Here is a 22,745-nt window from a genome sequence, read left to right as displayed (position 1 = left end):
CGACGCGCTATGCCGTCACGTCGTGCAGTGCCGCGTCCCAGTCGCGCGCGAACCGTTCGATGCCGAATCGTTCGCATGCGTCGCGCCGGGCCGCCGCGCCCCACTCGCGCGCCAGCTCCGGATCGCGGATCAGCATGCGCATCGCATCGACCAGCACGGCCGGCCGCGTATCGGCCATGCCGTTGCAACCGCTTCTCACGAGCTGCGCCATCTCGGTCGTGGCGAGTGCGATGATCGGCAGCCCGATCATCATCGCCTCGATCACCGCGAGCCCGAGGCTCGTGTAGCGGATCGGATTGAAGAAGAACCGGTAGTGCGACAGGAACTGCGGCAGCGCCGGGTTCGACACCTCGCCGATCCCGCCGAGCTCGGCCGAGCCCATCCCGACCAGGTCGATCGGCACGCAGTGGCGCGCCGCCTCGAACACGTCCGCGCCGAGGCGCCGGCCGCGCTTCGCGAGATGGTTCACGACGGTCACGCCCTTCGGCAGCGTACCGCGATATTCAACGCCCTCGGGCATCGGCACGCCATGCTCGATCACGCGCGTCGGCGTCACGCCGTTGTCCCACATCAGCGCGTTGAACGGCGTCACGTGCACGAGCAACACGTTCGGGTCCTGCACCGGGTGCAGCGTGTCGGTCGGATGCTCGCGCGGCGGATCGTGCTCGACGAACAGCGTCGGCAGTGCGCGCTGCGCTTCGCTCAGCAGCCGCAGGCGGTCGTGCTGGTAATGCTTCACATGCTGGTACAGCACGCAGTCGAACGTTGTGTCGCGTACGCACTCCGCCGGTACCTCATGCACGTTGTCGCCCCACGGCAGGTGCCCGACGCGGCCCGCGTAACCCGCCGGATGCTGCGGCTTCGTGACGATGTAGAAATCGTGCGGCGCCTGCGACAGGTAATACAGGTAGTTGCCATGCACGTGCCAGGTCAGCACGCGCAATCGCTTATGTGACATGACGTCTCTCCTCTGCGAGCAGTGCGCCCGCCTGGTCCATCACGTCGCCGACGCCGATCGCCGTCGCGCATTCGTGCCCGTACGGGCACGTATCGAACATGCACGGCCGGCAGGCCGGGTAGTTCGCGAGCACGCGATGGCGCGTGCCGTCGAGCGGCGCCCAGCGCGCCACGTCGCTGCCGCACGCGACGACGACGCTCGGCGTGCCGAGCGCCGCCGCGATATGCGACACGCCCGTGTCGTTGCACATCAGCAGCCGCGCACGGCCGATCAACGCCGCGAGCGCACCGAGCGGCGTGCGGCCGCACAGGTTCACGCACGGCCGCGCGAGATGCTCGGCGAATGCGCCGGCCAGCGCCAGTTCCGCGCGCGTGCCGGTCAGCACGATCTGCCAGCCGTCGTCGGCCAGTTGCCGCGCCGCGAGTGCGAAGCGCTCGACCGGCCAGCGCCGCGACGCCATCCGCGCGCCGGGATGGACGATCACGTAGCGGCCCGGATCGAGCGCGTGTTCGTCGCAGAGCACGTGCCACAGCGCATAGTCGAGGCCGCCGAGCGGGAATTCGAGGTAGTCGCCCCAGTCCGCATAGCCGAGCTCGCGCGTCAGCGTCAGGTAGCGCGTCACTTCCGGTTCGTCGTCGCGCCAGACCAGCGCGCAGTCGAGCGCGGTCGTGCCGCCGCCGGCCGGCACGAAACCGGCCGTGCGGGTCGCGCCGAGCGACGCGACGATCGCGTTCGTGTGTGCGCCGCTGCCGTGCAGCTGGATTGCGAGGTCGAAGTCGCGCGACCGGCATTCGGCGATGAACGCTTCGCGCGCGGCCGCGTCCGGTGCGGGCTGCTCGGCGAGACCCGGCGCACCCGGAAACGCGATGAAGCTGTCGATGTAGTCCGAGAAGCGCGACGCGAATTCGCGCGCCCACGGCAGGCCGATCAGCGTGATGCGCGCATCGGGTTCGCCGCGCCGCAGCGCGCGCAACGCGGGCACGGCGCACAGCATGTCGCCGAGCTGTAACGCACGGAACACCGCGATCCGCTTCGGGCCGCGCGGGCCGTCGGAATCAACGCTGGGATCGAGCTTCATCAGTTGCTCCGAGAAACCCCGTCCTTCAGGACGGAGAGGAAAGGCCTGCTGTTGACAGGCAGCTTCTTCCACGGGTTAGGATCGCCTGCATGATCCTTGTCTACCGCTACCGGGTGAAATCGCTCAATGGACCGCTCAACAAGCAGAGCCGTGTGGTGAACTACGTCTGGAACTTTTGCAACGACACGCAGAAGCACGCGCTCAAGTGGAGCAAGAAGTGGCCGACGGGATTCGACCTGAACGTGCTGACGACCGGCAGCAGCAAGGAACTCGGCATCCACTCCGGCACGATCAACGCGACTTGCGAGCAATACGCGAAGTCGCGCAGTCAGCACCGTCACCCGTACCTGCGTTATCGCGGCAGGAAGTCGCTCGGCTGGGTGCCGTTGAAGGGCCGTGACCTGAAGCGCGAGGGCGACGCGTTCCGTTTCGCCGGCAACACCTTCCGCGTGTTCAACAGCCGACCGCTTCCCGAAGGCAAGATCAAGGATGGAACCAGCTTTGCGCAGGATGCACGCGGCAACTGGTTTCTCAACATCGTGATCGAGATGCCGGATGTTTCGGCCCGACCTATCCGTTCCGGTGTCGGCATCGATCTCGGCCTCAAAGACTTCGCCACACTTTCGACCGGCGAGAAGCTGCCCAATGACCAGTTCGGTCGACGAGCGGCGGAAAAGCTGGCGAAAGCGCAACGGGCGCGAAAGCACAAGCGACATATCGCGAAGCTGCACGCAAAGATCGCGAATGCCCGCGCCGATTTCCAGCACAAGCTCGCGCTCGATCTGGTGCGGCGCTTCGATTACATCGCGGTCAGCAACGTGTCGGCTGTCAAACTTGCCAGAACCAGGATGGCGAAGAGCGTCTACGACGCATCCTCGTCGTCCTTCCGAAACAAGCTCAGCTACAAAGCGATCGCGCACGGAGCCACGTTCGAGGAAGTCGACGAAAGCGGTTCGACCCAGTCCTGTTCGTCGTGCGGGTCGAAAGACAGCACGACGCGGCCGAAAGGTATCGCAGGACTGAGAATAAGAGAGTGGGCCTGCAGTGACTGTGGTGTCGAGCATGATCGAGATACCAACGCTGCGTTGAACATTCTCCGATGCGGACGTGCATCGCCAGATGTGGGAATCCTCTCCCTTTAGGGACAGGAGGACGTCAAAGGAAGAGCACCCGGAAATGAAATGCCCCGCGCATGCGCCAGTACACGGACACGGGCGGAATCGCGACGGACGTGACGATCATCTCGGCAACGTGCGACGGCGTGAGCTGCGTGCCGCGCAGTCGCTTCACGCAGAACGCGGCGGTAATCACGGCCCAGACCGCCGCGCACGCGACGCCCGGCGCCGGCCATCCGGCCATGAAGCACGCGATCGCACCGAGCGCCGCCAGCACGGCCGCATAGTAGTGCCACGGCGGCACCGGCCGGATGTGGCGCCGGTAGGTCGCGCGATGCTTCTTGTACAACAGCGCGTCGAAATACACCTTCGACTGCTGGCCGACGCTCGCCCCCCAACGCGCAGGGCGCACCGGATGCACGATGCGCGCTGCACCGGCATCGACGATCGGCCCCGCATGCTCGCGCAGCGCGAACATCAGGTCCGCGTCTTCGCGCCATGCACGCGTGAAGCGTTCGTCGAAACCGCCGATGCGTTCGAGCGCCGCGCGCCGCACGAAGCAGTTCGCCGTCGCGAATTCCGCATGCGCGAGGCCCGCCGCATCGCGCTCGTAGTCGGTCGGGCACGCCCGCAGCGGCACGTCGATGCGCCCTGCCGCGGCCACCGCCGACGGCTCGGCCAGCAGCGCCGCCGCACCGTAACGCAGCCAGGTCGGGTCGGGAATCGTGTCGTCGTCGGTGAACGCGATCAGTGCGCCGCACGCGCTGCGCCAGCCGACGTTGCGTGCGCCGGCCGGCCCCTGCGTGGCGGGCGCGGTCATGTAGCGGATCGACGGCACGTCGGTCACGCGCGCGCGGCATGCATCGACGACGGGCCGTGCACTGCCGGCCGGGTCGTCGTCCACGACGACGATCTCGTAGGTCGCCGGATCGAACACCTGCACGCACAGCGCGTCGAGGCAGCGTTCGAGCAGGTCGGGCCGCCGATAGGTCGGCACGACGACCGACACCACCGGCGGCAGTTGCGTGTCGCGCAGGTTCATCGCGGCTTCTCCAGCAGGAACGGGCCGATCACGAGCGCATCGAGCGGCGACGTCCAGAAGCATTCGATCGCGTCGCGCGGCGTGCAGACGATCGGCTCGCCGCGCGTGTTGAACGACGTGTTGACGAGCACCGGCACGCCGGTGAGCGCGTCGAACTCGGTCAGCAGCGCGTGCAGCAGCGGATGCTGGCGCTCGTCGACGGTCTGCACGCGCGCGGTGCCGTCGATGTGGCGCACGGCCGGAATCCTTTCCGCGCGATCGGCCACGACGTCGTACACGAACAGCATGAACGGCGCGCGCAGCGGCGTGCGCCGGCCGCCGGCAAACCAGTGATGCGCGCGGCTTTCGAGCACGACCGGCGCGACCGGCCGGAAATCCTCGCGATCCTTGATCCGGTTCAGCTTGCGCTGCATGTCCGGGTCGATCGGCGACGCGAGGATCGACCGTGCGCCGAGCGCGCGCGGGCCGAACTCCATGCGCCCCTGGAACCAGCCGATCACGCGGTTCGCCGCGAGCAGCGCGGCTGTCTGCGCGGCCACGTCGGCGAGCCGCCGGTACGGCAGCTGCGCTTCCTTCAGGAAGGCCTCGATCGCGTCGTCGCCGTAGGCCGGCCCGAGATACGCATGATCCATCCGCCAGTCGCCGCGCGCGCCGCGCATCCGGAAGTCGGTCCACAGCGCGGCGCCGAGCGCGGTGCCCGCGTCGCCCGCCGCCGGCTGCACCCACACGTCGTCGAACGGGCCACGATCGCGGATCTTCGCGTTCATCACGCAGTTCAGCGCGACGCCGCCCGCCATCGCGAGCTGCCGCTCGCCGGTCTCGGCGGCCAGCCAGTCGACCGCCTGCAGCGCCGTCTCTTCCAGTACGATCTGCAGCGCATGCGCGATGTCGCAGTGATGCGGCTCGATCGGGCCGCCGCGTTCGCGCGGCGCACCGAACAGCGCGGCGAGATCCGCGTCGACCACGTCGTAGCGCCCTTCGCCGCGATACCGCACGAGCCGGCGCATGTCGTCGGCGAACACCGGCTTGCCGTACGACGCGAGCGCCATCACCTTGTACTCGTCGGACGAATGCAGGAAGCCGAGATAGCGCGTGACCCGCTCGTACAGCAGCCCGAGCGAATGCGGCAGGTTGACCTGCCCGAGCCGCCGGTAGGACCGGCCGTCGAACACGCCGTAGCTCGTCGTCGCGCGCTCGCCGCGCCCGTCCATCGTCATCACCGCGCAGCGCTCGAACGGCGCCGCAAGAAACGCGCTCGCCTCGTGCGCGAGATGGTGCTCGATGAAATGCCAGCGGAACGGCCCGTCGTGCGTGACGCCGCGCAAGCGCCGCTGCAGGTGATGCGGCGCGCCGCCCGCGAGCTGGCGCGGCGCGTTGACGATCGACGACAGGAACAGCGGATGCCATGGCGACGCGCCGTCCTCGCGCGGCGCATGCGCGGACGGTGCAAGCGGCAACGTCAGCGACGGCGCCGCGCCTTCGCGGTCGAGTTCGAACGACGGGTCGTACGAATAGGCGACGTGGTCGACGTCCGCGAGCGTGATGCCGGCTTCCGCGAGGCAGTAATCGATCGCGTGGAAAGGCAGCTCCCAGGTCGAGAACGGCACCGGACGCTTCGCGTGCTTCACGTGCGTGAAGCGTTCGTCCTCGGCGGCCGCGATCACGATGCCGTCGCGCACGATGCACGCGGCGCTGTCGTGGAAAGCGGCGTTGATGCCGAGCGTATGGATCGGGTCTGGCATGCCTCAGCTCCTGGTGATGGCGTGCGCGAACGGAATCACGTTCGATGCGTGCGCAGCGACCGGCTCGCCGCCGTGTGCCGCAGCCCGCGAGGCCGCGCGTTGCGCATGACGCGCGCCGCCGCGCAGCAACGCGTGCACGGCGGCGACCACGTCGTCGACGCTCACGCCGCGCAAACACGGATGGCCGGGCTGGTTGCACACGCTGCGATAGCAGTTGCGGCACGGTACGTCGACATTCAGCACACGATGCGGCACACGCCACGGCGTGTGCTGCGGGTTGGTCAGCGCGTACAGGTCGACCACCGGCGTGCCGAGCGCGGCCGCGAGATGCACGGGGCCGCTGTTGTTCGACAGCAGCAGGTCGGCCGTCTCGACCAGCGCGCCGAGTTCGCCGAGCGGCAACGCGCCGGCGAGCGGCACCGCGCGTGGCCCCGCGCGTTCGCACACCGTGTCGACCAGCGCGCGTTCGCTCGCGCTGCCCGTCACCGCAATGCCGTCGAACCACGGCGCGACGGCGGCGGCGGCTTCGCCGAACCGCTCGGCCGGCCAGCGCCGCGAGGCTGCGCTCGCGCCCGGATGAACGACCAGCCAGCGCGCGTGCTCCGCGTCCGGCCGGCGCATGCCGCCGATGCACCGCAACGCGGCCCGCAAGCGGGTGTGCACCGCGCGCCGCGCCGCGTCGCCCGGCTCGAATGCCATCCGCCAGTCCGACGTCTTCGCGCCGACGGTCCGCACCAGCGCGAGCTGGCGCGCGACCTCGTGGCGCACGTGCGCGTCCGGCTCGGTTTCCGGCACGCGGTCGGTCAGGAGTTCATACGGATTCTCGCGGCAATGCGCGAGCCGCAGCGGGATACCCGCGAGCCAGCACATCATCGCGGCGGGCAGCGGGTTCTGGCTGTAGACGGTAAAGATCACGGCCGCGTCGAAGCGGCCCGCCAGCAGCCGGTCGATCATGTCGAGATCGGCCACCGGGTCGCCACGCTGGTCGGGGTGCCTGACCCACGGCGCGTCGTAGCTCCACACGTCGTCGACCATCGGCAGATGCTGCGCCAGCACGGCGGCCGCGCGCGACGTCAGCAGCGTGAGCCGGCGGCCGTCGCCGCCCTCCTTCAGCGCCCGCAGCGCGGGCGTCGTCATCAGCACGTCGCCGAGATTGTCGAGCCGCACGCACAGGATGCGCCGCGCGTGGCGCCAGGCGGCGTTCATCGCCGCATCCACGTGCCGTGCCGGCGCACGGCTTCGCGCACGACGATGTCGGCAGCGAGATCGACACGGTCGACCACGTGATGCGGCGTGCGCGCTGCATCGACCCGCCATTCGGTCTCGTGACCGCAGTCGACGAGAATCGTGCTGCAGCGCGCGGTGCGGCCGGCCTCGACATCGTCGAGGATGTCACCGATCATCCAGCTCCATTCGGGCACGACGCCGAGCGCGGCCAGCGCGCGGCGCAGCATGCCGGGGCGCGGCTTGCGGCAGATGCAGTCGCAGGTGTAGCGCGGCACGCTGCCCTGCGGGTGATGCGGGCAGTAAAAAAAATCCGCCAGCACCGCGCCGTTCGCTTCGAACAGTTCGGCGAGACGCTGGCGGACCGCGCCAAGCTGAGGTTCGGTAAAGCGGCCGAGCGCGATGCCCGGCTGGTTCGACACGACCGCGAGCGGCATGCCGGTCGCACCGAGCGCACGCAGTGCCCGCGCCGCGCCCGGCGCGAGGCGCATCCGCGCGGGATCGACGTTGTACGGCACGTCGTCGAGCAGCGTGCCGTCCTTGTCGAGCAGCACCGCGCCGGGCAGCCGCCGTTCGCGCTTCAGGGCCATGACGTCTCCTTCATCGGCAGCACCATCAGTTCCGGCACGACGGTGCCCGGCGGCTGCGCGAGCACGAACCGCACGGCGGCCGCGACGTGCTCCGGCGGCTGCAGCGTGTCCTCGTCGATGTCCGGGAAGCGGTCGAGCAGGAACGGCGTGCGCATCCCGCCCGCGACGATCGCCGACACGCGCACGCCGCTGGGACGCAGTTCGGCATGCAGCGCATGCGACAGGCCGAGCAGCCCCCACTTCGTCGCGTGATACGCGGACGCGTTCGGCCACGCGCGCTTCGACGCGGTCGACGCGATGTTGACGATATGCCCGCCGCCGCGCGCCTTCATCATCGGCACGGCCGCATGGCACATCAGGTACGGGCCGAACAGGTTCGTCATCAGCACCTGCCGCCACGCGTCGATGCTCACGTCGTCGATCGGCGCGGTCACGTCGATCGCCGCGTTGTTGACGATCACGTCCAGATCGCCGAGCGACTCGCGCGCATCGTGGATGACCTGCAGCACGGATGCCTCGTCGCGCACGTCGAGCGGCCGGCCGACCGCCTGCCCGCCGTGCCGTTCGAGCCGCTGCGCGACGGCCGCCGCACGGTCGCCGTCGAGGTCGGCGACGACCACGTGCGCGCCGTGCCGCGCGAGATCTTCGCAAATGGCCTCGCCGAGACCGCGGCCGCCGCCGGTCACGAGCGCGGTTCGGCCCGCGAGCGGCGGTCCTGCTGGATCGTGAGTCGCATTCACCTGCACCTCCTGTCGACGTTGGAAAGCAATCCGACTGACGGTTACGCTTGTCGCGACAACCATCGATACAGGAGAGACAGCGAAAACCGTGCCGGGCCGCCCGCGCCGGCACCGCACCGGGCGCCGGCAGGCGATCGCTGGCTTTTTTATAACCGGCTGTAAAAACGCGCGCGGACGGCCGCGTTCAGATCGCGAGAGCGTCGGGCGTCGCCTGCGCACGGCGCTTTGCCAGTGCGCGCAGGCAGTGGGCGATGCAGCCCGCGAACGCCTCGTCGAACCACGGCTGGGCGCCCGACACGCCGACCACGATGCCGCCGAGCGCGACGCCGCCCCACAGGTTCGTGTCGCCCGCGCGCAGCCGGTACGGCTCCAGCGCCTGCACGACATGGCCGTCGCGGCCCGTCTCCCATGACAGCCGCGCCTTCGCGCGCGCGTACGCGCGGTAGTCGGCATCCCAGTCCTTCGGGTCGGGCAGCGAGAACTCGTACAGGATCGCGTCCTCGAACGCGGCGTCGTGCGGCCCGAGCGCCGGATCCATGATCACGATGTGCAGGCAGCCGCTGTCGCCGACGAGGTCGCTCTGCAGCGCCGCCGACAGGCTCGGCAGCAGCAGCTCGACGGCAGCCACCGCGGCCTGCCGGTCCGCGAACGCGCTACCGGCGCGGCGCTCGGTCAGCGTGCCGCGCGTCGGGTTCGAAAGTTCAGGCATGGGTTTCTCCGGAGGAAAACGCGAGCGCTCGCAACGCCGCGATCAGGTCGGCCGCTACCGCGGGCTTGGTCAGGTACGCGTGAAAACCGGCTTCGACCGCGCGCGTGCGGTCACGCTCGCGCGCATGGCCGGACAGCGCCAGCGCCTCGAGCGGCGCGCGGCCGTCGCGGTCGCGCGCGGCATCGAGCTGGCGCACGCGCGACATCACCGTGTAGCCGTCTTCCTCGTCGTCGCCGAGATCGATGTCGCAGACGAGCAGTGCCGGCCAGTCCGCGCGGCGCGCGCGCCACAGGTCGTCCAGCAGCGTCTGTCCGGACGCATACGCGTGCACGTCCGCACCGGCCGTCTTCAGCAGCGCGGCAAGCGCGTCGCGCGCCTCGTCGTGATCGTCCACGCACGCGACACGAATGCCGTCGAGCGGCCGGGCACGGGCATCGACGCCCCGGTCCGGCGTGCTGCCCGCCAGCTGCACCGGCGCCGGCACGACCGCGCACATCGGCAGCGACAGGTGCAGCGTCACGCCCGTATCGTCGCGTTCGCGCACCACGTAGCCGCCGGCTTCCTCGATCGTGTCCTGCAGCCGCTCGAGATCGATCAGCGACAGCTCGAGCGCGTCGACGCCCGCACACGCGATCGTGATCCGCGCTTCCGGGTCGTGGCGCGCGGTGCGCACCTCGAGCTGCCCGCCGCCGCTCGCGTCGATCGCGCCGCGGCACAATTCCCATACGAAGCGCCGCAGCGCGGCCGGATCGGCCTCGACGACGAGATCCTCGCCCGACAGGTGGCGAATCACCGGCACGCCGCGTCGTGCGGCCGCCTCCGACAGCGAATCGAGCACCTGCGACACGAGCGGGTTGATCGGCACCGGCTGCCGCGCGAACTTCGCCTCCGTGCGCGCCAGTTCGCGCTGCTTCGCCTGCAGCGACCACATCTGCGCATACACGCCGCCGCTTTCGAGCAGTGCGTCGTGCGTGCCGTGCTCGACGAGCCGGCCGTGCTCCATCACGAGGATGCGGTCCGCATCGACGATCGTCGACAGCCGGTGCGCGATGATGAGGCTCGTGCGGTGCTGCGCGACGCGCATCAGCTCCTGCTGGATCGCGCGCTCCGAGCGCGTGTCGAGCGCCGAGGTCGCCTCGTCGAACACGACGATCGGCGGCGCCTTCAGCAACGCGCGCGCGATCGCGACGCGCTGCCGCTCGCCGCCCGACAGCCGCACGCCGCGCTCGCCGACGCGCGTGTCGTACGCATCGGGCAGCCGCTCGATGAACGCATCGAGCTGCGCGCTGCGCGCGGCCGCGATCACTTCGCCGCGCGTCGCGTCGCGCTTGCCGTACGCGATGTTGTACGCGAGCGTGTCGTTGAACAGGATGGTGTCCTGCGGGACGATGCCGAGCGCGTCGCGCAGGCTGCGCTCGGTGACGAGCCGCAGGTCCTGGCCGTCGATCCGGATCGTGCCCGCATCGGGCTGGTACAACCGGAACAGCAGCCGCGCGAGCGTCGACTTGCCGGAGCCGCTGCCGCCGACCACCGCGACCGTCTGCCCGGGCTCGATGCGAAACGACACGTCCGACAGGATCTGCCGGCTCGGCTCGTAGCCGAAGTCGACGTGCGCGAACTCGATCGCGCCGCCGCGCACCTCGAGAGGCCGCGCGCCGGGCGCATCGCCGTCCTCGCCCGGCTTGCCGCGCGCATCGAGCAGCCCGAACAGCCGCTCGATATTCGTCATCGCGTCGTTCGCCTCGCGAAACACGAAGCCGAGCGCGTTCAGCGGCAGGCTGATCTGGATGATGTACGCATTGATCAGCACGAGATCGCCGACCGTCATCACGCCCCGTGCGACCTGCTGGCCGGCCAGCAGCATCACGGCCGCGATCCCCGCGCCGATGCACGCGCTCTGGCCGATATGCAGCGTGGACAACGCGTACTGGTTGTCGACGCCCGCTTCGCGCCACGCGTCGAGCACGCGGCCGAGGCGATCGCGCTCGACGTCCTCGCGCGCGAAGTACTTGACCGTATCGACGTTCAGCAGGCTGTCGACCACGCGCGCATTCGATTCGGCCTCGAGCGCATTCACGCGCCGCTGGTAACGCATGCGCCGGCGCGTGAACACCACCGTATACGCCGCGTAGACGGCGAACGTGACGACGATGATCGCGGTGAAGCCGCCGCCGTACTTGACGATCACGATCACGAGCACCGAGCCGATCTCGATGGCCGTCGGCACGACGGTGAATATCGCGACGCCGAGCAGGTAGCCGATGCCGGCCGTGCCCTTCTCGAGGTCGCGCACGACGGCGCCCGTTTCGCGCTGCGCATGAAAGCGCGCGCCGAGCCGGTGCAGGTGGCCGAACGTGCGGACTGTAAACGACGCGACCGTGTGCTGCGTGACCTGCACGAACGTCATGTCGCGCACTTCGTTCAGCGCATTCGACGCGAAACGCACGACCGCGTACGCGAACAGCAGCAGCACCGGCCATGCGACGGGCTGGTCGCGGGCGCGGCCGAAACCGTCGACGATGTCCTTGAGGAGCAGCGGCACCGACACCGCCGCCGCCTTCGCGAGCACCAGCAGCACGACGGCCGCCAGTACGCGCGCACGGTAATGCCAGATCGCGCGCCACAGTTCGGCCGCGATCCGCAGCCGCAGGCCGCGCTCGTCGCGACGCTCGCGGCCTGCGGCTGCAGCGCGGCGCGCGGGCCGCGTATCGTCGGTTCCGGTCGTCATGCGCGCGCTGCTCGCGGACGGGATCGGGATCGCGCCGGGTGGTGCACGATCGGTCAATGATGCGGCTTGCGCTCGCGGTCGGGGCCGACCGTGCCGGGTTCGGGATCGCGCGCGGCCGGCAGCGTCGGCGTGACGGTCCGCTGGTCGGGATGCAGCACCGTGCCGGTATCGTGCTCGCCGTCGCGACGCACGCGCACGCGATTCTCGACGTCGCGCACACCCAGGCAGCCGTCGGCCAGATCCTCGATGTCGTGCTTCATCCAGCGCGCCGGCACCGTGCCGTCCAGCTGGACGCAACCGTCATTCACCTGCACGGCGACGTCGCTCACGTCGATCTCGAGCGCATGCGCGAGCCGCTCGCACACGTCCTCGCGAATCCGTTCGTCCGAGCGCGTGTAGCCCTTCGGCCCGCGGCGCTGGCGCAGCGCGTCGCGTTCGGCTTCACTGCCGAATCGCGCCTGATCCGGGGCGCGGTCGCCGCCGCGCGGATCGCCCTGGTCGTACTCGCCGCCGTACCAGCCCATCCGGTGATGACCGCGGAACGCCGGGCGGTCGCCGCCGTACGCGCTTTCGCGGCCTTCCGCGCGGCGGCCGGGTTCGGCTTCGCGCGCCGGCTGGCGCGCGCGGCCCGGCCAGTCCGCACCGGCGCCGCGCGACTGGCCAGCCGGCCGTGCGGCGCGCTCGGTCCATTCGCTGCCCCAGTCTTCCGGGCCGACGTCCTCGCTCGCGAAACGGCGATAAGCCGATTCAGACTCGTGATCTTCCTCCGGCCAACGCGCCGGATCGTCCGGGATGCCGCGCTCGCCGGCGCCCCGGTACGGGCGCTCGTCGCGCTCGTGCCGCTCGGGCGGGCCGCCACGCTCGCCGTATCGTCCGGGATATCGTCGTTGCATCGTGTCTCTCCTTGATCGCGCCCGCGTCGCGCACGGCCCCATGCCGCGTCGCGGCGCGCGCCGAGCCGATGGCACGCAAGCCGCGTGCCGATGCCGCGGCCCGCGCACGACGGATGCGCACCGCAACGGCGATCTGCCGCCGGGCGCGCGAATCTGCAACGCGATTGCAGTTTTTGCGTGCCGGGCGTCACGGCGCACCGCCGTCGTCCGGGTCGCCCGGTTCGTCCGGGTCGTTCGACTCGCTTGTGCGACCGGGCTCGCTCAGCCGCTCGGTACGGTCCGGCTCGATGTCCGCGCCTTCGTCGAGCGTCGAATCGCCGTCCGCCGACGCACGCTCGCCGGTGCCCGCACGGTCCGTATCGCTGTCGAGCGATGTATCGCCGCGTTCGAGCGCGTGATCGTCGAGCGGCGAATCGATGTCGAACGGATGGCGCCGCGCGCCGGCCGTGTCGCTGCCGCTGTCGGACGAGTCGCTCGGCCCCAGCGCGCGGCCGTCGCGGCCGCGGCTGGCGTTGTCGTCGTCCGGGCCGGCCGGTTCGTTGTCGGGGTTCAGCGTGCTATTCATGTCGATCTCCTTGCAGGGCTTGCCGCCGCGTGCGGCCGGGCGGCCATCGCACGGCAGGCGGGCCGCACGGTCGTGCAACCGGCATGCCGCATCGCGCGGCCGGGCCGGTTCCGGCCGCCGACACGACGGATGGCACAGCCGATGCGCACCCATTGATCAGGCGAATTGAGTTCCCTTATGCTTTCCGGGGTGCCAATCCGATTCATGACGCCGCCGCCGGCCCGCCCGGCGGCGGCCGGGCGGCGTTTGCCCGCCCGCCTTCGACCCGTTGCACCGATGAACAGAGACGACACCGATCCTCGCTCGCCCCCCTCGCCGCCCGGCTTGCCCGACGCGCGCGACCTGCTGCATCGCTTCGCCGAGTTCCGTTTCCAGACGGTGGTCGGCTCGATCACCGATTACGCGGTATTCATGCTCGATCCGTACGGCAACGTCGCGACCTGGAACAAGGGGGCCGAGCGCATCAAGGGCTATCGCGCCGCCGAGATCGTCGGCCAGCACTTCTCGCGCTTCTATCCGCCCGACGCGATCGCGGCCGGCCGGCCGTCGCACGGGCTCGACGCGGCAGCCAGGCGCGGGCACTTCGAGGACGAAGGCTGGCGCGTGCGCAAGGACGGCTCGCAGTTCTGGGCGAGCGTGACGATCACCCCCGTGCACGATCACGCGAACCAGCTGTGCGGCTTCATCAAGATCACGCGCGACATGACCGAGCGCAAGCGGCTCGAGGAGCTCGAAGCGTCGACGCACCGGCTCAGCGTGTTCATCGCGATGCTCGCGCACGAGTTGCGCAACCATCTCGCGCCGCTGCGCCACTCGGTCGGCGTGCTGCAGCACCTGCCCGATCCGGCGCCCGCGCTCGCGCAGTGCCGCGACGCCGTGCACCGCCAGGTCGGACAGCTGACGCGGCTCGTCGACGATCTGCTCGACGTCGGGCGCATCACGGCCGGCAAGGTCGAGCTCGACGATCGCCCCGTCACCGTGCGCGATGTCGTGTGTCGCGGCGTCGAGAGCATCCAGCCGAAACTGGCCGCGCGCGGGCAGCACATCCACGTCGACCTGCCGGCCGATGCCGTGCTGCTGCACGGCGACGAAGCGCGGCTCGTCCAGGTGCTGCACAACCTGCTCGACAATGCGTCGAAGTTCTCGCCGCACGGCGGACGGATCGACGTCGGCGCGCGGGTGGAAGGGCCGGTGGTCGCGATCCGCGTCACCGATCGCGGCGTCGGCATAGCGCCCGGCGCTCTCGAAGCGATCTTCGACCTGTTCGAGCAGCAAGGCGCACCGGGGCGCCCGCCGAGCGGCGGCTTCGGGCTCGGCCTCTCGATCTGCCGGACCTTCGTCGAACTGCATGGCGGACGGATTTCCGCCGAAAGCGACGGGCCCGGTCACGGTGCGACGTTTACGGTGCAACTGCCGATCGACCGGATGGCGCGTGCGGCGCCGGTCCGCGCGCCCGAACCGGCCAGGAACGCGCCATCGGACACCACACCGCTGCGCATCGTCATCGTCGACGACAACCGCGACTCGGCCGACACGCTCGCCGTGCTGCTCAAGGTGAAGGGACACGCGCCGCGCGTCGCGTACCACGCGGCAGAAGCGCTGGCGCTCGCCCGCGACTACCTGCCGCAACTGATGATCCTCGACCTGACGATGCCGGACGTCGACGGCTTCACGCTGCTGCAGGAACTGCGCGCGATCGACGCGCTGCGCGACACGACCTGCGTCGCGCTGTCCGGCCATGCGCGCGCGTCCGACCTGGCGCGCACCGAACGTGCAGGCTTCGACGGCCATCTCGTGAAGCCCGTCGAGATGGCCGTGCTCGACGCATTGCTGCAGCGCGTCGCGCGCCAGGTTCAGGACACGCCGTAAGCGCCCGTGCTCAGGCCATTGCGCGGCACATCGCCGCGCACGCCTCGCACGCGAGCGCGCAGCGCCGGCAATGCTCGTGCGCGTGCCGCGAACACTCGGCCGCACACAGGTCGCACGCATGCGCGCACAGCGCGCAAATGCGCGGTGCGAGCCCGCTGCGGCGCGACATCGCGCCCGACGCGAAGCGGCACAGCTGCGCGCATTCGATGTCGAGCGCGATGCAGCCGGCCAGCGCGTGCACGTCGCGCTCCGCGAGGCAGGCGGCCGCGCAGGTGTCGCACGCGTGCGCGCAGGCATCGCACGCGGCCATGCAGTTGTCGTATCGATCGTTCATCGCAGTGCTCCCGGTTTCGGTTCGTGTCGTCATGGCGCCAGCTTCACCTTCATCCAGCCCGGCTCGCGCACGTCGAACGCGCGATACGCATCGATCGCGTTCGTCAGCGGCTCGCAGCGCGTGAGCACCGACAACGGATCGAACGCGCCGCTGCGCACGAGCTCGACGAGCGGCGGCGTCACCGTCCGGTGATTGCAGTTGCCCATCTTGATCGTCAGGTTCCGGTTCATCGCGTCGCCGATCGGAAACACACGCGCGGCCGACGGATACACGCCGATCACCGCGACCGTGCCGGCCTTCGCGACCGCGCGCACCGCCCATTGCAGCACCTGCGACGGCCCGTCGCCCGGCACCCAGTTGCGGCCGTCCGGCCTCGGGCGCGGCACGATCGCCGCGACTTCCGCATCGAATGCGCGCACGGCGTCACCGTCGGCCGCGGCCGGCCCGTGCGTCGCCCGCATCGCGTCGACGCCCACCGCATCGATCACGCGATCGACGCCGATCCCGCCCGTCAGCCGCAGCACGGTATCGACCGGATCGTCCTCGGAGAAGTCGATGATTTCGGCGCCCTGCGCGCAGGCCATCTCGAGACGCGACGCGATGCGGTCGACCGCGATCACGCGCCCGGCGCCCATCAGCTTCGCGCTCGCGATCGCGAACTGGCCGACCGGCCCCGCGCCGAACACCGCGACCGTATCGCCCGGCTTCACCTCCGCGAGCTGCGCACCGAAATAGCCGGTCGGGAAGATGTCCGACATCAGGATCGCGCGATCGTCGTCGATCGCGTCCGGCAAGCGGATCAGGCTCGCGTGCGCAAGCGGCGTGCGCGCGTATTCGGCCTGCAGCCCGTCGAACGGGCCCGTCTCGGCCGGCCCGCCGAAGAACGCGGTGCCCGCGCGCGGGCCGCCCGGATTCGCGGCGTCGCACTGCGCGGTGTAGCCCGCGCGGCAGTACGCGCAGCTGCCACAGGCGATCGTCGACGGAATGAGCACGCGATCGCCACGCCTCAGGTTGCGCACGTCGCGCCCGATCGCCTCGACGATGCCGACGCCTTCATGGCCGAGGATCGTGCCCGGCTTCATCCCGCCGAGCGTGCCGCGCACCATGTGCAGGTCGGTGCCGCAGATCGCGCTGGCCGTCAGGCGCACGACCGCGTCGGTCGCCGCGGCGACCTCGGGATCGGGCACCGTGTCGATGCGAATGTCGCCGATGCCGTGAAATACGACTGCTTTCATGTCAGGCCCTCCTTGTCGAAAGCGGAAACGGTGCATGTGACCGTCGAGGCTATCGAGCAAGGCGTGCGCCCGGGCCGGTGGCTGCGCACGCGACCATTCCGCAAGCATCGGGCCGTCAGCGGCCGTCAGCAGCCGTTGCGCCGCACGACATTTGCCTGCCTTCTCGCCGAATTTCCCGAAACTCCCATGTAGCGCCTCGCGAACCGCCCGTCGTCATCCAGCCTGATCGACAGGAGGGGGCGCACACCTGCGGCCGCGCAGCGCACCGATCGTGCGACCGCGACCTTCACGCGACGTCAATCAATCGGCCGCAACGCTGCCGCCGCCGTCGCGCGCGTTCGAGATCGCTTCGACGAGCTTCAGTTCGTCGTCGATCGACAGTGTCGTGTCGGTCACCTCTCCGCCGAACGGCGCCAGCGCCGCACTCAGCGCGTAGATGTCGAGTTGCGTCGCAGCGAGCCCGAGCGATACGGTGCCCGGGCGCGCCTTGCGCGCGACGCGGTCGGTCAGCGCGTCGTCCACCGGGCGCTCGCGCCATGCGTCGAGCGACGCTTCGATGTGCTCGACCACGCTGTCGAGCAGCGATCCGGACGACACGCGGCCGGGATCGACCGAATGCGTGCGCAACCGTCCGTCGGTCGTGCACTCGACGATCACGACGCCCGACAGCGCGACGACGTGCCGGTCGCGCAACGTCCCGAGTTCGGCCATCGCGCGACGGGCCGCATCGAGATCGGGATAGGACAACACGATCAGCGTGTTCATCGGGGACTCCATGCAATCGAACGGCCGCGCTTCGGCACGCCGCGCTCAATGCGGCAGCCCGAACGCGGCCTTCAGGCTCGCGACGATCATCTGCATCGCGATCGCCGCGAGAATCATCCCCATCAGCCGCTGCGTGACGGCCGTCACGCGCGGCGACAGGTAATGTCCGATCAGCGGCGCCGACAGCAGCGACACGGCCAGCAGCACGAGAAACGCGGCCAGGCCGAGCGCGAACGCAAGTTCCTGCCCGGTCGAGAACGCGCCGTGACCGAGCACGATCATCGTCGCGATCGTGCCGGGGCCGACCAGCAACGGGATCGTCAACGGATAGATCGCGATGCTCTCGGCCGCCGCCGGATCGGCGCCCTCGTCTTCGCCTGGCGCATGCTGGCGGCTCGGCGCACCATGCAGCATCGACAGCGCGATCAGCAGCACCAGCAGCCCGCCCGCGAGGCGGAAATCGTCGATCGTCAGGCCGAACACGTGCAGGATCGCGCCGCCCGCGACGGCCGATACGATGCAGCCGACCGACACGCCGATCGCGGCCGTCAGCGCGACCTTGCGGCGCACGCCGTCCGCCGCGCCTTCGGTCAGCGACAGGAATACCGGGATGTTCGCGATCGGGTTCATGATCGCGAACAGCGCCGCGAATACCTTGATGGAAAAAGTCAGGTCGAAGGCCACAGGGTCGCTCCCGTTTCGCATGCCGAATCGAATGCAGGTTCATGCCGGTTTCCGGTGCACGGCGCGCGCCGTGCTGATACGATCGACGCACCGCGTTCACGCATGACGGAGGGCCCCGACCGATGCAAGCCACCGATACCTTCATGGATCACGAGATTCGCGTCGAAGCGACGCGCAACGCGAACGGCGCGTGGGTCGCGCAGGTGCGGATCTTCCGCGACGGCGCGCCGGTCGACCTGCCCGCGCCCGAGCTCGTCACGCCCGAATGGCTCACGTGCGACGAGGCGCTGCGCGGCGGCATCGACCAGGGTCGCGTGATCGTCAAGACGCGCGACCGCTAACGTCGCGCGGTTCATCGGCACATCGCCCGGCCGCCGTCGCACCGCGCGTTTCATGCATCGAAATCGAGGTCGCCGATCAGGATCTCGCGGTCGCGCTGGGTCCGCGAGCTGAAATCGACCGGCAATTCCATCTGCCAACGCTCGATCGTCACCGGCAGTGCCGCGAGATAGCGGTCGAAGCGGCCAGGGTCGCGCTCGGCCAGCAAGCCGGCGACTGCATCGTCGCGCCACGCGAGCCGCGCATTCAGCCGGTTCGGCAGCCCCACCGTCGACGTGAGGCCGACGACGTCGACGCAGGTCGGGCTGCCCTGCCCGTCGTGCGGCACGACGTCGACCGTCACTTCGCCGGGCTGGTACAGGTCGCGCAGGCGCGCCGCGATACGCGGCGCGAATTCGGTTTCGAAACGGGCACGGACGTCGGGATTCATCTCTTCTTCACTCCAGGTTCGGATTGTGTCGTCACGCCGCCATCACGCGGCTGCAATCTGCTGCTCGAATGCCGCTTCCGCCTTCAGGCTGTCGAGATCGCGGCCGACCGTCACGACCGCGAGCCGCGTGTCGCCGCGCCAGTATGCGATCGAGCAGTCGTGCGCGCCGAGGTCACCGTCGATCTCGACGCGATCCCAGTGCTCCGCATGCCCGACATAGTGGATCGTCAGGTCGTAATGCTGGCTCCAGAAAAACGGCACCGCGTCGAACGGCCGCTGCTGGCCGAGCATGTTGCGCGCCGCGACGATGCCCTGCCGCTCGGCGACGACCCAGTGCTCGACGCGGATCCGCTCGCCCGTCAGCGGATCGGGCCAGCGCGCGATGTCGCCGGCCGCGTAGATGCCGGGCGCGCTCGTCTGCAGGAAATGGTCGACCGTCACGCCGCGTTCGACGGCGAGCCCCGCGTCCTGCGCGAGCGCGACGTTCGGATGCACGCCGATGCCGACCACCACGACATCGGCCGGCAGCACGTCGCCGTTCGACAGCGTCACGCTGTCCGGCGTGATCCGCGCGGGTGTCGCGCCGAGATGGAACACGACGCCGTGCGATTCGTGCAGCGCCTTGATCGCATCGCCGAGCGCATCGCCGAGCACGCGCGCCATCGGGCGCTCATCGGGTGCGACGACGTGCACGTCGAGCCCGCGCGTACGCAACGCGGCGGCCGCCTCGAGGCCGATGAAGCTCGCGCCCACCACCACGCAGCGGCGCGCGGTTTTCAGCTTGCCGATCAGCGCGTCGCAATCGGCGCGCGAGCGCAGCACGCACACGTGCGGCAGGTCGGCACCGGGCACCGTCAGCCGGTTCGGCTCGGCGCCCGTCGCGAGCAGCAGCGCGCCGTATCCGACGCGGCTGCCGTCAGCCAGCTCGACCACGTGCTGCGCGGGATCGATCCGGGCGACGCGCGTGCCGCACCGCACGTCGATGCGCTGCGCGGTATAGAACGACGGTGCGCGCAGCGGCAGCCAGTCGGCATCGGCCGTGCCCGCGAGGTAATCCTTCGACAGGTTCGGCCGGTCGTACGGCGGATCGGCGTCGGCGCTCAACAGCGTGACGGGATGCGGATAGCCTTCCTGCCGCAGCGTCACGGCCGCCGCGATCGCAGCGGCGCCGCCGCCGACGATCACGACCGACGCCGGCAGCCCGGCCGCTTCCAGCGCAGTCGGCACGACGGCCGGCCGCGCATCGAGCACGACCGCGCGGCCGTCGCGGCACTCGACGCGCCAGCACGGCAGCCCGTCGAGCGCCGGCGCGCGCTGCAGTTCGCCCGTGCGCAGGCAGAACGCCGCGTGATGCCACGGGCAGCGGATCGTATCGCCGACCAGCAGGCCGTCGGCCAGCGGCGCGCCGTAGTGCGGGCAATTCGCCCCCACGGCAAACAGTTCGTCGGCACGGCGCACGAGCAGCACCGCTGCATCGCCGACATGGCCCTCGATCATCGCACCGTCGGCGATGTCATCGAGCGCGATGCCTGCCGCGAGATCGGGGCGCGAAGACGAATCGTCGCTTGCAGTCATGACGTGGCTCCCGGAAAGTCAGGTAACGATCCCATTATCGACATCCCTCCTGAAAAGAACAGGTACAGACGCCCCGCAGCGCACGCAAACACGGACTGTAGCTTGCACGCGATCCATGACGGGCGTAGAACGTCATCAACGTTGCGGCGCAACACGCCGCCCGCCCGCGGGGCACGTCGCGCGTCCCGCGCAATGCGCGTGCCGCCTTCATCCCGTCGTCAGGAGTGCTCCCCGATGGCCACCGTCCTGTGTGTGCTCTACCCCGATCCCGTCGACGGCTATCCGCCGCGCTACGTGCGCGACACGATTCCGGTCATTTCGCAATACGCGAACGGCCAAAGCGCGCCGACGCCGGCGGGCCCGCTCGGCTTCCGGCCCGGCGAACTCGTCGGCTCCGTGTCCGGCGCGCTCGGGTTGCGCGGCTATATGGAAGCGCACGGCCATACGCTGATCGTCACGAGCGACAAGGACGGCCCCGATTCCGAATTCGAGCGCCGGCTGCCCGAAGCCGACGTGGTGATCTCGCAGCCGTTCTGGCCCGCGTACCTGACGGCCGAGCGGATCGCCCGCGCGCCGAAGCTGAAGCTCGCGCTGACCGCCGGGATCGGCTCCGATCACGTCGACCTGGACGCCGCGGCGCGCGCGCACGTCACCGTCGCCGAAGTCACCGGCTCGAACAGCATCAGCGTGGCCGAGCACGTGGTAATGACGACGCTCGCGCTGGTGCGCAACTACCTGCCGTCGCATGCGGTCGCGCAGCAAGGCGGCTGGAACATCGCCGATTGCGTGTCGCGCAGCTACGACGTCGAAGGCATGCATTTCGGCACGGTCGGCGCCGGGCGCATCGGCCTCGCCGTGCTGCGCCGGCTGAAGCCGTTCGGCCTGCAGCTGCACTACACGCAGCGCCACCGGCTCGATGCCGCGACCGAGCAGGAACTCGGGCTCACGTATCACGCCGATCCCGCGTCGCTGGCGAGTGCCGTCGACATCGTCAACCTGCAGATCCCGCTGTACCCGTCGACCGAGCACCTGTTCGACGCGGCGATGATCGCGCGGATGAAGCGCGGCGCGTACCTGATCAACACCGCGCGCGCGAAGCTGGTCGACCGCGACGCGGTCGTGAATGCCGTCGCGTCCGGGCATCTCGCCGGCTACGGCGGGGACGTGTGGTTTCCGCAGCCCGCGCCGGCCGATCACCCGTGGCGCGCGATGCCGTTCAACGGGATGACGCCGCATATCTCGGGCACGTCGCTGTCCGCGCAGGCGCGCTACGCGGCCGGCACGCTGGAGATCCTGCAATGCTGGTTCGACGGCAAGCCGATCCGCGACGAGTACCTGATCGTCGATGGCGGCACGCTCGCGGGCACGGGCGCGCAGTCGTACCGGCTGACCTGATGCCACACGCCATGCACGGCGCGCGCGACGGCAGGTTCAGTCGAGACAGTGTGCGGCGAGCTTGCCGACGGTCACGACCGCCTGCTCGATCTCGGGCGACCACGGGCTGCTGTAGTTCAACCGGATGAAGTTACGGTAGCTGTCCGCGATCGAGAACATGTAGCCGGGCCCGATCGTGATCCCTTGCTCCAGCGCGAGCTGGTACAGCCGCATCGCGTCGACCTGCGCGGGCAACTCGACCCACAGCACGTAGCCGCCGGCCGGGCTCGACATGCGCGTGCCTTCCGGGAAGAACCGCGACACCATCGTCCGCATCAGGTTCGCCTGCTGTGCATACGCCTTGCGAATCCGCCGCAGGTGATGCTCGTAGCCGTCGCGTTCGAGAAACTCCGCGATGGCCAGCTGCGGCAGCGACGGCGTCGCCAGCGTATTCAGGAACTTCAGCTTCTCGACCTGCTCGCGATAGCGCCCCGGCAATGCCCAGCCGATCCGGTACGCGGCCGTCAGGCTCTTCGAGAACGACGAGCAATGCAGCACGATGTCATGGCGATCGAACGACTTCAGCGTGCTCGGATGCATGTTGCCGAAGTACAGTTCGTTGTACACGCCGTTCTCGATGATCGGCAGGTCCGCTTTCGTTGCGAACGCCACCAGTTCACGCTTGCGCTCGTCGGGCATCTGGAAGCCGAGCGGGTTCTGGAAGTTCGGCATCACCATGCATGCCGCGATCGGCTG

The 22,745-nt window shown here is 69.9% G+C and carries 22 protein-coding genes; 4 read left to right on the top strand and 18 right to left on the bottom strand.

Annotated elements, in window-relative coordinates; all coding sequences use genetic code 11:
* Positions 1 to 7: 7 nt before the first annotated feature.
* Positions 8 to 958 (bottom strand): glycosyltransferase family 4 protein, encoded by a 951-nt coding sequence (locus DIE03_RS17490; protein ID WP_124452441.1) that lies wholly within the window; start codon positions 956 to 958, stop codon positions 8 to 10.
* Positions 948 to 2,036, bottom strand: a complete 1,089-nt coding sequence (locus DIE03_RS17485; protein ID WP_124452439.1) for a glycosyltransferase family 9 protein — start codon at positions 2,034 to 2,036, stop codon at positions 948 to 950. The genes DIE03_RS17490 and DIE03_RS17485 overlap by 11 nt, the downstream gene beginning before the upstream one ends.
* Positions 2,037 to 2,125: 89 nt before the next feature.
* Between DIE03_RS17485 and DIE03_RS17480 the strand changes: the two genes are divergently transcribed.
* A complete protein-coding gene (locus tag DIE03_RS17480) occupies positions 2,126 to 3,178 on the top strand; it encodes an RNA-guided endonuclease TnpB family protein (RefSeq protein ID WP_124452437.1) in 1,053 nt (350 codons plus the stop codon).
* Between the two features lie 13 nt (positions 3,179 to 3,191).
* Here the strand turns inward: DIE03_RS17480 and DIE03_RS17475 are convergent, their stop codons facing one another.
* From DIE03_RS17475 to DIE03_RS17435, 9 genes are all read right to left on the bottom strand, one after another.
* The gene (locus tag DIE03_RS17475; protein ID WP_124452434.1) at positions 3,192 to 4,193 is read right to left on the bottom strand and encodes a glycosyltransferase family 2 protein; all 1,002 of its coding nucleotides are present in this window, start codon (positions 4,191 to 4,193) and stop codon (positions 3,192 to 3,194) included.
* Complete coding sequence (locus tag DIE03_RS17470; protein WP_124452432.1) at positions 4,190 to 5,935, bottom strand: carbamoyltransferase C-terminal domain-containing protein; 1,746 nt, start codon at positions 5,933 to 5,935, stop codon at positions 4,190 to 4,192. Before DIE03_RS17470 ends, DIE03_RS17475 begins: the two co-directional genes overlap by 4 nt.
* A 3-nt stretch (positions 5,936 to 5,938) precedes the next feature.
* Entirely contained in the window at positions 5,939 to 7,141 is a 1,203-nt protein-coding gene (locus DIE03_RS17465) for a glycosyltransferase family 9 protein (RefSeq protein ID WP_124452430.1), read from the bottom strand.
* Positions 7,138 to 7,749: an HAD-IIIA family hydrolase gene (locus tag DIE03_RS17460; protein WP_124452428.1), complete on the bottom strand. Its 612-nt coding sequence runs from the start codon at positions 7,747 to 7,749 to the stop codon at positions 7,138 to 7,140. The genes DIE03_RS17465 and DIE03_RS17460 overlap by 4 nt, the downstream gene beginning before the upstream one ends.
* On the bottom strand, positions 7,740 to 8,489 hold the full coding sequence (locus tag DIE03_RS17455) for an SDR family oxidoreductase (RefSeq protein ID WP_124452426.1): 750 nt from the start codon (positions 8,487 to 8,489) through the stop codon (positions 7,740 to 7,742). The genes DIE03_RS17460 and DIE03_RS17455 overlap by 10 nt, the downstream gene beginning before the upstream one ends.
* A 184-nt stretch (positions 8,490 to 8,673) precedes the next feature.
* Entirely contained in the window at positions 8,674 to 9,198 is a 525-nt protein-coding gene (locus tag DIE03_RS17450; RefSeq protein WP_124452425.1) for a hypothetical protein, read from the bottom strand.
* Positions 9,191 to 11,926: an ABC transporter transmembrane domain-containing protein gene (locus DIE03_RS17445; RefSeq protein ID WP_185658177.1), complete on the bottom strand. Its 2,736-nt coding sequence runs from the start codon at positions 11,924 to 11,926 to the stop codon at positions 9,191 to 9,193. Before DIE03_RS17445 ends, DIE03_RS17450 begins: the two co-directional genes overlap by 8 nt.
* A 53-nt stretch (positions 11,927 to 11,979) precedes the next feature.
* Entirely contained in the window at positions 11,980 to 12,819 is an 840-nt protein-coding gene (locus DIE03_RS17440; RefSeq protein WP_124452423.1) for a BON domain-containing protein, read from the bottom strand.
* 187 nt (positions 12,820 to 13,006) lie between these two features.
* Positions 13,007 to 13,384 (bottom strand): chemotaxis protein, encoded by a 378-nt coding sequence (locus tag DIE03_RS17435; RefSeq protein ID WP_124452421.1) that lies wholly within the window; start codon positions 13,382 to 13,384, stop codon positions 13,007 to 13,009.
* Positions 13,385 to 13,660: 276 nt separating this feature from the next.
* Here DIE03_RS17435 and DIE03_RS17430 point away from each other — a divergent pair, with 276 nt between their 5' ends.
* The gene (locus tag DIE03_RS17430; RefSeq protein WP_124452418.1) at positions 13,661 to 15,253 is read left to right on the top strand and encodes an ATP-binding protein; all 1,593 of its coding nucleotides are present in this window, start codon (positions 13,661 to 13,663) and stop codon (positions 15,251 to 15,253) included.
* 10 nt (positions 15,254 to 15,263) lie between these two features.
* Here DIE03_RS17430 and DIE03_RS17425 read toward each other — a convergent pair whose 3' ends face one another.
* The 4 genes from DIE03_RS17425 to DIE03_RS17410 all read right to left on the bottom strand — a co-directional run bounded on the left by DIE03_RS17425 (position 15,264) and on the right by DIE03_RS17410 (position 18,271).
* Complete coding sequence (locus DIE03_RS17425; RefSeq protein WP_124452416.1) at positions 15,264 to 15,587, bottom strand: four-helix bundle copper-binding protein; 324 nt, start codon at positions 15,585 to 15,587, stop codon at positions 15,264 to 15,266.
* 29 nt (positions 15,588 to 15,616) lie between these two features.
* The gene (locus DIE03_RS17420; RefSeq protein WP_124452414.1) at positions 15,617 to 16,822 is read right to left on the bottom strand and encodes a zinc-dependent alcohol dehydrogenase; all 1,206 of its coding nucleotides are present in this window, start codon (positions 16,820 to 16,822) and stop codon (positions 15,617 to 15,619) included.
* A 300-nt stretch (positions 16,823 to 17,122) separates the two neighbouring features.
* Entirely contained in the window at positions 17,123 to 17,587 is a 465-nt protein-coding gene (locus tag DIE03_RS17415; protein ID WP_124452413.1) for a hypothetical protein, read from the bottom strand.
* Positions 17,588 to 17,632: 45 nt separating this feature from the next.
* Entirely contained in the window at positions 17,633 to 18,271 is a 639-nt protein-coding gene (locus DIE03_RS17410) for a MarC family protein (protein WP_124452411.1), read from the bottom strand.
* A gap of 122 nt (positions 18,272 to 18,393) precedes the next feature.
* Here DIE03_RS17410 and DIE03_RS17405 point away from each other — a divergent pair, with 122 nt between their 5' ends.
* Positions 18,394 to 18,612, top strand: a complete 219-nt coding sequence (locus DIE03_RS17405; protein ID WP_034189953.1) for a DUF6566 family protein — start codon at positions 18,394 to 18,396, stop codon at positions 18,610 to 18,612.
* A 50-nt stretch (positions 18,613 to 18,662) separates the two neighbouring features.
* On the opposite strand, the gene DIE03_RS17400 is transcribed toward DIE03_RS17405, so the two are convergent.
* Together DIE03_RS17400 and DIE03_RS17395 are read right to left on the bottom strand one after the other, a co-directional pair.
* Positions 18,663 to 19,040: a DUF5594 family protein gene (locus DIE03_RS17400; protein WP_124452409.1), complete on the bottom strand. Its 378-nt coding sequence runs from the start codon at positions 19,038 to 19,040 to the stop codon at positions 18,663 to 18,665.
* A 42-nt stretch (positions 19,041 to 19,082) separates the two neighbouring features.
* Positions 19,083 to 20,615 (bottom strand): FAD-dependent oxidoreductase, encoded by a 1,533-nt coding sequence (locus DIE03_RS17395; protein WP_124452407.1) that lies wholly within the window; start codon positions 20,613 to 20,615, stop codon positions 19,083 to 19,085.
* Positions 20,616 to 20,849: 234 nt separating this feature from the next.
* Here DIE03_RS17395 and DIE03_RS17390 point away from each other — a divergent pair, with 234 nt between their 5' ends.
* The gene (locus tag DIE03_RS17390) at positions 20,850 to 22,010 is read left to right on the top strand and encodes an NAD-dependent formate dehydrogenase (protein ID WP_124452405.1); all 1,161 of its coding nucleotides are present in this window, start codon (positions 20,850 to 20,852) and stop codon (positions 22,008 to 22,010) included.
* 36 nt (positions 22,011 to 22,046) lie between these two features.
* Here DIE03_RS17390 and DIE03_RS17385 read toward each other — a convergent pair.
* Positions 22,047 to 22,745: PLP-dependent aminotransferase family protein (locus tag DIE03_RS17385; protein ID WP_148092901.1), on the bottom strand; the 699-nt coding region annotated here is incomplete at its 5' end.

It is taken from the genome of Burkholderia sp. Bp8992 (genome assembly GCF_003853705.1).
Classification (GTDB): Bacteria; Pseudomonadota; Gammaproteobacteria; order Burkholderiales; family Burkholderiaceae; genus Burkholderia.
Note: the sequence above shows the minus strand (reverse complement) of the source record. Positions and strands in the feature narration are given on the sequence as shown.